The organism is Christensenella intestinihominis (assembly GCF_001678845.1).
In the GTDB taxonomy this organism is placed as follows: domain Bacteria; phylum Bacillota; class Clostridia; order Christensenellales; family Christensenellaceae; genus Christensenella; species Christensenella intestinihominis.
Genome location: NZ_MAIQ01000012.1, coordinates 1 through 10,856, shown reverse-complemented (window position 1 = coordinate 10,856; position 10,856 = coordinate 1). Strand labels below are relative to the sequence as shown.

At 52.6% G+C, this 10,856-nt stretch carries 7 protein-coding genes and 1 pseudogene; 6 read left to right on the top strand and 2 right to left on the bottom strand.

What is annotated here, in order from left to right:
* Nucleotides 1-93 precede the first annotated feature (93 nt).
* Nucleotides 94-252: pseudogene (locus BBD38_RS14325) on the top strand (transposase); the annotation flags it as partial.
* A gap of 3 nt (nt 253-255) precedes the next feature.
* Here the strand turns inward: BBD38_RS14325 and BBD38_RS12895 are convergent.
* Complete coding sequence (locus BBD38_RS12895; protein WP_066688908.1) at nt 256-1,101, bottom strand: patatin-like phospholipase family protein; 846 nt, start codon at nt 1,099-1,101, stop codon at nt 256-258.
* A gap of 196 nt (nt 1,102-1,297) precedes the next feature.
* A complete protein-coding gene (locus BBD38_RS12890) occupies nt 1,298-2,623 on the bottom strand; it encodes a dihydrolipoyl dehydrogenase family protein (protein WP_066688905.1) in 1,326 nt (441 codons plus the stop codon).
* Between the two features lie 382 nt (nt 2,624-3,005).
* Between BBD38_RS12890 and lepB the strand changes: the two genes are divergently transcribed.
* The 5 genes from lepB (at nt 3,006) to BBD38_RS12865 (ending at nt 10,608) form a co-directional block, all read left to right on the top strand.
* A complete protein-coding gene (gene lepB, locus BBD38_RS12885) occupies nt 3,006-3,569 on the top strand; it encodes a signal peptidase I (protein ID WP_066688903.1) in 564 nt (187 codons plus the stop codon).
* Nucleotides 3,570-3,606: 37 nt separating this feature from the next.
* Nucleotides 3,607-4,752, top strand: coding sequence for a QVPTGV class sortase B protein-sorting domain-containing protein (locus tag BBD38_RS12880; protein ID WP_082989686.1), 1,146 nt, complete (start codon nt 3,607-3,609; stop codon nt 4,750-4,752).
* Complete coding sequence (gene srtB / locus BBD38_RS12875; RefSeq protein ID WP_082989685.1) at nt 4,749-5,705, top strand: class B sortase; 957 nt, start codon at nt 4,749-4,751, stop codon at nt 5,703-5,705. Before BBD38_RS12880 ends, srtB begins: the two co-directional genes overlap by 4 nt.
* Nucleotides 5,702-6,478, top strand: coding sequence for a sortase B protein-sorting domain-containing protein (locus BBD38_RS12870; protein WP_066688900.1), 777 nt, complete (start codon nt 5,702-5,704; stop codon nt 6,476-6,478). The genes srtB and BBD38_RS12870 overlap by 4 nt, the downstream gene beginning before the upstream one ends.
* 197 nt (nt 6,479-6,675) lie before the next feature.
* Complete coding sequence (locus tag BBD38_RS12865) at nt 6,676-10,608, top strand: hypothetical protein (protein ID WP_207644655.1); 3,933 nt, start codon at nt 6,676-6,678, stop codon at nt 10,606-10,608.
* Nucleotides 10,609-10,856 lie beyond the last annotated feature (248 nt).

Genomic DNA, 10,856 nt, shown 5'->3' with positions numbered 1-10,856 from the left:
GAATAAGAAAGCTTTAGCTACAAGAAAAAACCTCCAATGCTAAAATGGAAGCAGTCTAGCCAACTGCATCCAAAAGCAAAGGAGGTATCCAAAATGGATAAAAACACATTAGCACATACAACATGGGAATGCAAATACCACATCGTATTTGAAGCAAAAAAGTTCAGGCGACAAGTAATATATGGGAGACTACGCACAGATATAGGAAAAATATTGCGAGAGCTATGTGATAGAAAAGGGGTAGAAATCATAACTTCAGCTGTTTTCCCGCAGGAAAGCCGCGGCCCTTTGGCCATCCGCATAGCCCTTATCATAAAGCCGTAAAAAAGCCTCCCTGTTTTTGGTGAAGGTATTGACGCCGCAGTCGTCCCCGGGCGCGATAAGAAGCGCCCGGCCTTGCATTGCGAGGTTTTTGACTTCTTCCAGGGAACGGTTATATGCTTCGTGGCGGTGTGCGATCCGGCGCACGATCTCCGGGTATTTTTTCAGCATCCGGCCGAGCAGCCACATGTTTTTTTGCTTCGGCTTCACATAATCTTCCTGCCGCGTAATCAGCACGATAATTTTATCACAGCCGTCGTCAAAGGCTTTTTGGTAGGGAATCGGCTCGGAAACGCCGCCGTCGAAATACAGCCTCCCGCCCACGGGATATGGCCTGCATGCGGCGGGGATCGCGCACGAAGCCTTCAAAACGTCATAGCTGTCCTGCGTGATATCGCTGCGCGTAAAATAATGCGGTTCCCCCGTTTGCGCATCCGTCGCCACCACAAAAAAAGGACAGGCGGTTTTGGAAAAAGCCTCATAATTAAGCGGATATTCCCCGCCGCGGTTGGTAAGCGTGGTGTAAATGTAATCGAGATTCAGGTAATTGCGGCTTTTCAGCCAGTTGCCGATCCCCATGTATTCACGGCGGAAGGTGTAATCCGCAAAAAAGGTGAGCGTCCGTCCGTGCTGGCCCGCCAAATAGGTAATCATGTTGGCGGCTCCGGCGGAAACGCCGATCCCGTAATCAATTTTCGCATTTTCATCCAGCATGCGGTCATAGACGCCGGCGGTATAAACGCCGCGCATTCCACCGCCGCAGTCGATTAAGCCAATCATATTATTGCCTCCGGAGATATGATAACCGAATTGGATAAATCCGGCCCTGCCGCCCGGGGCTTATATGGAAACCCCGCACAATAAAACAGTATATCACAGAGGAAACGGATAGCGTAGTATGGACCCGGATTTTTCACATTTTCAAAAAAGGCAGCCGGACGGGCCTGGAAAAATCCGCAGGAGGGGAAGGCGGCGTTTAAAGGAGATGGCGGAGGTCGGCGGCGATTGTCGGCGATCCCAGAATCATATGCCCCATTTCTTCGCGGGTAATCCCTTTCTCAATGAGGATTGCCAAATAATTAACCAGATCGTCGGCTTCATTGTTTAAAATACAGGCTCCCCGTAATTGTCCGTTCTCATAAACCAGCCTGGCCCTCGAGACGGGCTCGTTCATGCGGCGGTAATTGAACCAGCCGGTCATATCAATGTCCCTGATTTCATATTTTTCCGGGGCGCTTTTTGCTTCGCTTACCGTTATGCCGACCCCCGCCAATTTAGGGCTTCCATATACGATAGAGACAACCGGGGGATAGGAAATTCCCGCAAGGGAGGCGTCCAAAATTTTCCCGGCCGCGTAATTTCCTTCAAAAGTTGCCACCGGGGTAAGCTTGGGCTGCTTCTTGTCAACCACATCGCCGCAGGCGAAAATGGCCGGGTTCGACGTCTGTAAATACCCGTTCACAAGAATCCCGCGCCTGCCGGATTCGACGCCTGCGTTTTCAAGCCCCAGTTTTTCAATGTTTGGAATCCTGCCGGTAGCGCAGACAATATAATCGGTCGTTTCGGAATATTCACTGCCGGTCAGCAAAAGCTGCCCGCCCCGGCGGCTCACTTTCCGGATGTCCGTATTGAAAACAAAGCGGATGCCTTTTTCCTTGAACGCTTCCACCATATCGGATACCAAATCCCCGTCAAACCCTTTCAACGGCCGGTCGTTATGGTGGATGATAGTAACTTTGCTTCCGGCGGCGTTGGCAATCGAGGCGAGCTCAAAGGAAATATATCCGGCGCCAAGGAAGGTTATGCGGGCAGGCAGGTTCTCCAAATCAAGGAAATCCGTGCTCGTTTTCAGGAATTCTTTTCCCTCAATGTCGGGAATGCCCGGCCGCTGCCCGGTCGCAATGATAAAAGCATCGGCCTCTATCACCTGTTTGCCTGCCTGTATTTGTTTGGAATTTAAAAATTTTGCGGTTCCCTCAATCGTTTCGATGCCACGGTTTTGTAATTTTTTTCTGAACGATCCGGAAAAGGAATCCGTAAAGGTACGCTTAAACGCCGCCAGTTCCGGCCAGCGGATAGAATTGACAGGAATAAAGCCCTTGCCCGCCAATTGATTGATACGTTCCACCGCTTCCATCCCCGAAACAAAGATTTTTTTCGGATCACATCCCCTGTTTGGGCAGGTGCCGCCCCACAGGTCTTCCTCCACGATGGCAACCCGTTTATTTCCTTTGTTCAGCGCATAAGCGGCCGTGAACCCTCCCGGGCCCGCGCCGATGATTACAACGTCATATTTTTCCATCGCTTCTCCCTTTGATATGTACACAAGTATCCTTTGCAATCCACATTGTATTGCTACCTAATAAACAGGATTACAGTGAGCCAATCGGGAAATATTGGGGATGAACCTTATATTTGCCCGGCGATTGCCCCTGCAATAACGATTATTGAAATTCTGCATCCTTGCGGAAATTTAGCTGCATCCTGAACGTGGCAAGGGAAAACAAGCAGCTGCAAAGTGGAAGGGTGCTTCTGCATTTTACATAAAAATATCACATATATGTCAATAGATTTATGTGGATATTTATTTATGCGCATTCAATTTATAACCTGAAATATAGTAAATTAAGCATATCTATGGACTTTACGGGTATATATTATAACACAATATTGCCAAGATATTTATGAAGGAGAGCAACGTGCGTTTCGAGGGACCGGCGGAAGCTGCAAAAAAAGATTGTGCAAATGAGAAAAAGGCGCCGGGTCTTTTGCAGGATATTTTAGCGCTGCTGATCAAAATATTTGTCATACTTACCGTGCTCGTTTTGTTATTTACCTTTTTGTTCGGGTTCATGACCATGCCGGATACCAGTATGCAGCCGGCAGTGCAGGCTGGCGATATTGTCCTATATTACCGCCCGGGTAAAGAGTACATTGCATCCGATGCGGTGGTGCTCGAATATGGGGGGAAGCAGCAGGTGCGAAGGGTAATCGCCACTTCCGGCGACACTGTGGATATTACCGGGGAAGGCTTGTTTATCAACGGCGCATACGCGGCGGATCAAAATGAACAGGAAATACTGCTGCCTGCAAACGGCGCTGTTTTCCCGGTTACCGTGCCCGAAGGACATGTATTCCTGCTCGCGGATCATCGCGATGGCGGGCCGGACAGCCGGATGTATGGCACGGTAGCGGTCGATACCCTGCAGGGTAAAGTAATTACGGTGATTCGGTATAGGGATATATAGCAATTTGTAAGAATTAATATAATTAAGGGGAATTAACATGAAACGATTAAGATTAGGACTAACGGTTGTACTGGCTATGATATTGCTGCTGGTAGTAGCGGTGCCGGTAACAGGACTCGCGGCGGAGGAGGTACAAACAGGAAATCCCGTCATTACCAAGCGGCTTTTGGTGCCTGCCGGTGTTCCTGCCGTTCCGGCCAGCTCGTATGAATTTGAATTTACGCCCAAATCCGTGCAGGATAGCTCGGATACGCCGCCCACGATCAGCGACTGGACCATTTCCTTTGACGGAAGCGAAGCACTGAAAGCCCCCACGCCGGAAACAGGCGGCTATTACTACGCCGAAAAAGATTCGGACGATGTCCTTACAACGACCTTTCCCCATGCGGGCGTTTATGTATACTGGGTGACGGAAAAGGCAGGAGGGACGCCTCCTGCCACGGGCACGATCACGCCCTCTGCCGCGACCTACGAGATGAAAATATACGTGAAAAACGGCAGCACCGGACCGGAAATCGATGCGATTGTCTTTCATACGGTGACGGATACCAGCGGCGAAGGAACGATAGGCGTTAAGGCCCCACCTATATTTGCGAATACGTATGCCCTGGATACGACCTTTCGGATCAGCAAAGCGGTGACGGGCCCCTATGCGGATTTAACAAAACCGTTTGCGTACACCCTGACGCTCACCGCCGCGCCGGGCGCGGCTGCGGGCACCATCTATACCGGGACGGTTTATAACGCGGATAATACGCCCAGCACCACAACGGTTGACTTTACCCTCAGCGGCAGCGGTACGCTGACCGCGACAAATACATTTAACTTAACGAATGGGCAGTACCTGCTTTTTGACGGCGCCAATGGAAGCACGGTCCTGCCGGTAGGCACTACCTATACGCTGGTGGAAACCGGCGTGCCCGGATACCTGCCTTCCGTTAGCATAACCGGTGATCCGGCCGCTACAATAACGCCGGACCCGCTGGAGAAGGGAGAGGCGGCCAACGTAGAGGGATTGCTCGCGGCCGGCACCAATACAGTGGCTTTCACGAACGAATATCAAAGCGCCAGCCCCACAGGCGTCTTTATGGATAACCTGCCCTTTATCCTGCTTATTTTGGTAGCGGTTGGCGGAATTGTCGCTTATTTGGCGGTGAAACGCCGCAAAGCGCATAGTAAGTGAGCAAACTGGTAAAAAGGCCGGACGGGCGCGGAGCCCGGGCTGGAAAACGCGCCGCCAGGGTTGTTGACGGGATCATTAATGCGGCGCTGCTCTGCCTTTTCGTTTTGCTCCTGCTGTACGGCGGCTTTGTGTTCACGCAATCAAACAAGGTGTATGCCGCCGCCGACGCGGCCAGCTACGCGATGTACCGCCCCGATGATGGGGAAGGAGAGCTTTCCTTTGAGGCACTGCGGCAAATCAACCCGGATGTGTTTGCATGGCTGACGGTGTATGGCACGGGCATCGACTACCCCATAGCCCAAACCGATAATAATGTGACGTACCTGAACACCGATATCACGGGTGAATACTCTGTTTCGGGCAGCCTGTTTTTGGATTGCGGCTCCAAACCGGATTTTTCCGGTTTCAACAGCATCGTTTATGGCCATTATATGGAGCAGGATGCGATGTTTGGAAGCTTCGGAAACTATATGGCTGCGGGCTATCTGGATTCGCATCCATATGGAAACCTCTATTTTGACGGAAAAGACCACGGTGTGGAGTTTTTCGCCTTCCTGGAGGCAGACGCCTATGACAGCTCGGTGTATATCCCGGCGGTTATGCCGGGACATGAGGAAAGCTATGTTGAAAACCTTTATGAAAAAAGTATGTATAGCCGTGAAGTCGCCGTCTCGGCACAGGACCGTATTGTAGTGCTGAGCACCTGCACCCCCAACAGTACGAACGGACGGTATCTGCTGGCGGGGAAAATAACGGAGGCGACCTACCAGAATCCGTACGCAGCCCAAGGCGATGCGCCGGTCGGCACAGACCGGGCAGCGGCGGTTGCTCCGCAGGGAACGGCTTTCGATCAAAGTTTATTGTGGAGGATTGTGATCCCCTGCATCCTGGCCTTGCTGGTGACCTTATACCTGCTTGTGACCCGGAGGAGCAAGAAGGGGAGACGGTCATGAAGAAGGAAAATGCAAAACAGAATATACTGCCGCGTATGCTTGTACTGGCTTTGGTTTTTCTTTTTGCCGGATTCCCGCCAGGCGTTGTAGGCTATGCCCGGGAAGCCCTTCCCCAAGCGACTCTTTTCGCTGCGCTGCCCGCCGTGCAAATCTTTGCGACAAGCGGCGGCGACCCGTATCAAACGAACCAGCAGGTAGGATATGCATTGACGGGAGATACGGCGGAAACGCCGATGCCTGCGGGTTCTGCGGGAAACAGGTATGATTTTACGATGGCGGGAAACTCCACCGGAAGTATTGTGATCGATTATCCCGCGGAAGGCACCTTTCAATATACGATAAATGAGGAAATCCCGTCCGGCTTTGCGTATGAATGGACGCCGACCAGGTATCGAATCACGGTCTACGCCTATGGCAGTACGCCCATTGTTATTATGAAAAACGATGCCGGTGAAAAGGTGCCGGAACTGCACTGGACCTATGTGTATCAGTTGCCGGCGCCCTCCCCTTCGCCGTCAGCCGTGCCTTCCCCTTCACCGTCAGCCGCGCCGTCGCCTTCCGTTTCGCCGTCGCCGCCTTCGGCCTCCCCGTCGTCGTCTGCTTCCCTGGCGCCTTCGGCTTCGCCAACGCCGTCATCCGATTCTTCGGGGGAAGGCGCGGACGGCGGGCCAAAGACCGGCGATGAAAGTCAAATGGGCTTATGGATTATACTGGCGGCAGCCGGTGCCGGGATTTTGGTTTTTGGGTACCGCTCTGCCCGCAGGCATGAATAACGGCTGTGCTGCAATGCTGTTTCCGGAGGGGAACAAGGGAGATTAAAAAAGCCAATATGGCAATAAGAAAATCAGAAGCTGTATTTTGATGAAATACAGGTGAAATTTTTGGAAGGAAAAGAATGAGACGCACAAGAAGAGCAAAACATATATCCCGGATTGCACAAAAACTGTTATGCTTGTTTTTGTGTGTTCCCATGCTTGTTTTTGTGCCGTGCAACTCTTTTGCGGCGGAAACAGATGCGCCTGTGGAATCAACCGCAGGCGACAGCTTTGCGTCCGCGGGCGAAAATGAAGCAGTGGAGGATGGCACGCCCGCCCAGGTTCAGCCAACGGGAAATGCCACCGCCACGCCCGAAGAAAATGATGCCGATGCGTCTGCGGAAAATGACGCCGACGCGCCCGCGGAGCAATCCCAAGCCGAAGATAGGGCGAGTAGTACGCCTGCTGTTTTAACGGAGGAAGGAAAAACCGGGGATGCTGCAACTGTGCGCAAAGATCGTACGGATGATACGGTGCCGCAAACAGGCGACGAATCCCTCAGCGGGGCCTTGCAGCCGACAAATGAAGAAGAGATCGCTGTTATGCCCATGGCGGCGGGACCTTATACGGTTACTTCCGGCGGCGGGATCGGCACGGGTACGCTTGTGGGGGAATTCCCCTCCCTGGGTGACGCGGCCGCCGCCTGCACAGACAGCGCTTTGCAATATACCATTACGCTCACCGCGGATGATCCCGCCCATAGCGCGGCGGCAACGATTCTTCCGGGAATATCTGTCACGCTTACCTCCAGCTCTGCAACGCCGGGAACCATCACAACATCGGCGGACGGATACAGGCATATGGAGCTAAGTGAAAACAGCACATTGATCCTTAAAAATATCACGTTGAACGGCAATGGCAATACCTTTGATGGCGCCCAAAACGGCGGAATTTCAGTGGGAAACGGCGCGGCCTTGACCGTGGGCGCGGGGGCGCTGATACAAAATTGTTACGCGAACGACGGCGGCGGCGTTTCGGTCGACGGCGGTACGGTCACAATAAGCGGCGGCACAATCACAAAGAACAAGGTGAAGTTCAATGGCGCCGGTGTTTACGTCAAAGGCGGCGGTGCGGTTATCGTAGACAGCGGGGATATTACGGCAAACGACGCGCAGGGAAATGGCGGCGGCGTCCATCTGGAAGCGAGCAGCAAACTGACAATGTCCGGCGGAACGATAGCGGATAATACTGCGAATGGGAACGGCGGCGGCATCCATCTCGCAGGCGGGAGTACTGCGAAAATCACAGGCGGGACAATATCAGGCAATCATGGAAATAACGGCGGTGGAATATTTGCCGACGGCAATACGCTGCCCCTCAGCGGTGTGGATATTACAGGGAATATTGCCGCAGGCGACGGCGGCGGCGTCCGCGGCACAGGCGGAATAACAATCACAATCACGGACAGCGATATCAGCGGCAACACCGCGGGGTATGGCGCAGGTTTATCTGTAAACAGCGGAAGCACCCTTGTAATGAACAGCGGTTCTGTGGTGAACAATAATATTTGCAGCAACCGGGGCGGCGGCCTGAACCTCGACAGCTCAACGCTTACGATGAACGACGGTGAAATCAGCGGCAATACGGCCGATGTAGGCGGAGGTGTGCTCACAGATAAATCGACAATGTACATGTACGGCGGCTCCATCACCGGCAATACGGCGAGCGGGAACGGCGGCGGAATCTATGCGGAAGGAAACAGCCCGCTTACCATAGATACGAATGGCGCGGGTGTGCCTGCAAACATACGGATTGCAGATAATAAAGCCGGAGCCGGAGCCGGAATCTATGCACAGAATGTAACCTCCATAACGGGCGCGGAAATCACAGGGAATACCGCAACCGGCAGCGGCGGCGGTGTGTTTGCGGAAGGGGCTTCGCTTGCGCTCGCGGACGTAAGCATTACCCGAAACGGCTCGGGCGATAACGGCGGCGGCATCCGCGGCACAAGCGATACAAGCAGCACAAATGGCATAACAATGACGATCACCGGCAGCGATATCAGCGGTAATACGGCCCCTTACGGCGCGGGTATGTCCGTAAATAACGCGGGCAACATTACGATGGACGGCACTGCGATTACAGGAAATGTTTCCAGTAACCGTGGCGGCGGCGTGAACATTGATAATGGAACGACCTTAACAATGGAAGACGGAAAAATTAGTGGAAATACGGCTGTCTATGGCGGTGGTTTGATTGCCAGTTTAAATTCCAATTTTATCATGAAATCCGGCGAGGTCACAGGAAACAACGCAGACCAGTATGGGGGAGGCCTGCGGATCGAAAGCAGCTGCATCGCCACCTTAAACGGTACCGGCGGCAGTATCCGGATTGAAGGAAATACTTCGGACAACGGGGGAGGCATCCATAACCAGGGTACAATAGAGATTACGAATGTAAGTATTGCAAATAACGAAGCCTCCGTGAACGGCGGCGGTATCAACGCAGAGGGCGGAACGACAATTACGGATGCCGTGATTACAAATAATTCGGCGGCATCCGACGGCGGCGGATTATTTATCACCAAGAAAGGCTCTGTTTCTTTAAATAACACAAATGTTACATCAAATACATCGAATAAGGACGGCGGCGGTATTCGTGTGTCAGGCGACGGGTCCGGCCTTACCCTGAACACAGGCACGACGGTCAGCGGCAACAGCGCGACTTATGGCGGCGGGGTGTCCGCTAACGAAAGCAGTACGGTAACAATGGAAAGCGGCAGCGCCGTCACGGGAAATGTGTGCACAAGGCGCGGCGGCGGGGTGAATATTGACAAAAATACGATATTCACAATGAACGGCGGGACGATCAGCGGGAATAACGCTGTAACCGGCGGCGGGGTAATCGTAAGCGCGGGTTCAACGTTCAACCTGGGCGGCGGCGCCATAACAGGCAATCACGCAACGGGAACCGGCGGCGGAATCCGTTTGGAAGATTCAACGCTTGCTATGTCCGGCGGATCGATCGATTTGAATGAAGCCAACAGCTCGGGCGGCGGGGTATATTTGACGACTGCCGCAAGCTTAAATATGACAGCCGGTTCCATCACCGCGAACAAAGCGGTCAGCGGCGACGGCGGCGGTATTTACACGGAGGACCTTTTGTATGCGGACCCCCTGATCAGCAATTATACAAATATTTCAATGAGCGGTTCGGCCGCGGTAAGCGAAAATACCGCATCGGTAAAGAACGAGCCGCCAACGGTAGTGAATACGCCGCTTGCTTTTGATGAAGGCCTGCTTACAAATTATCAAATAAACTATTATGAGACACAGACTTCCCTCGTTTATGACGCAAATATTGCGAACCATGGCGCAGCGGGTACGGGCGGCGATAATATTGTAAAGCAGTATGGAATTGGGAACGTTACGCTGCCCATGCCGTCAGACCTAGAATTTTCACCGGCGGCGGCAAACTATGCTTTCAAGGAGTGGAATACGCAAGCGGATGGCGGGGGGATAGGCTATGCGGCGGGCTCTGTCGTGACGGTTACCGGCCCGGGAGATACGGGAAGCAGCACAGGCGATACGATAAGAGGCGGAACGACACTCTACGCAATTTGGAGGACGCCTGCAATCCTGTTGAGCGGATACGTATTTTCAGATATAAATCCGCATAATAATCAATATGACGCAGGGGAAGGGCTTAAAGGCATAACCGTTACCCTGTATGAATGGGATGGAAATGATTTTGTATACAGTACCGCGAATGATACCAATGCAGACGGTGTGTATGAGTTTGGCCTGACTCCCGGGAAAACCTATAAAATTTCAGTGCCGCTTCTCGCCACGACCGCCGGCGGCGTGCCTGTGGGGGAAGCCGGGTTTATTGTAAAAGGCTCTGACGATAATGCGGTGCAGAGCCACGTATACCAGGCCACGGGGAAATCCGATGAAATTGTAGTCGGGCCGGAAACGGACCTGTGGACCAGCATCACAAGAAACGCGGGCTATGCGCCGGATTTTCCTGTGCCAACCGGTATCCACAGCGATCAAAAGCCGTGGGCGCTCCTGATACTTGTTTCTTCCGGAATGATTGCATTACTATTATTCTATGCGGCGGGCAGGCGCGGTAGAAAAAGAAGCTGAAACAGGTGATCGACCCGCTGGCGCGCTGTCTCCTCCCGGAAATCCAAAGGTATTTTGAAAGTGATAAGGGAAAACAAGGACTTGCAAAGTGGAAGGAGAAGCAAAATAAAAAGGGCTTGATAAAAATGGCGCGATAATCGCAAATGCGGCTATCGCGCTTCTTTCATTGTTTCGACGGGATAAATTCTAGGGGATTGAGACCGTTTCAAGGATTGTGTAAACCTCTGTTGGGATGTAGAATAGAGAAC

Coding starts and splice junctions, on each gene's coding strand:
- BBD38_RS12895 (WP_066688908.1), bottom strand. CDS start 1,101: ATGATTGGCTTAATCGACTGCGGCGGTGGAATGCGCGGCGTTTATACC.
- BBD38_RS12890 (WP_066688905.1), bottom strand. CDS start 2,623: ATGGAAAAATATGACGTTGTAATCATCGGCGCGGGCCCGGGAGGGTTC.
- lepB (WP_066688903.1), top strand. CDS start 3,006: ATGAAGGAGAGCAACGTGCGTTTCGAGGGACCGGCGGAAGCTGCAAAA.
- BBD38_RS12880 (WP_082989686.1), top strand. CDS start 3,607: ATGAAACGATTAAGATTAGGACTAACGGTTGTACTGGCTATGATATTG.
- BBD38_RS12870 (WP_066688900.1), top strand. CDS start 5,702: ATGAAGAAGGAAAATGCAAAACAGAATATACTGCCGCGTATGCTTGTA.
- BBD38_RS12865 (WP_207644655.1), top strand. CDS start 6,676: ATGCTTGTTTTTGTGCCGTGCAACTCTTTTGCGGCGGAAACAGATGCG.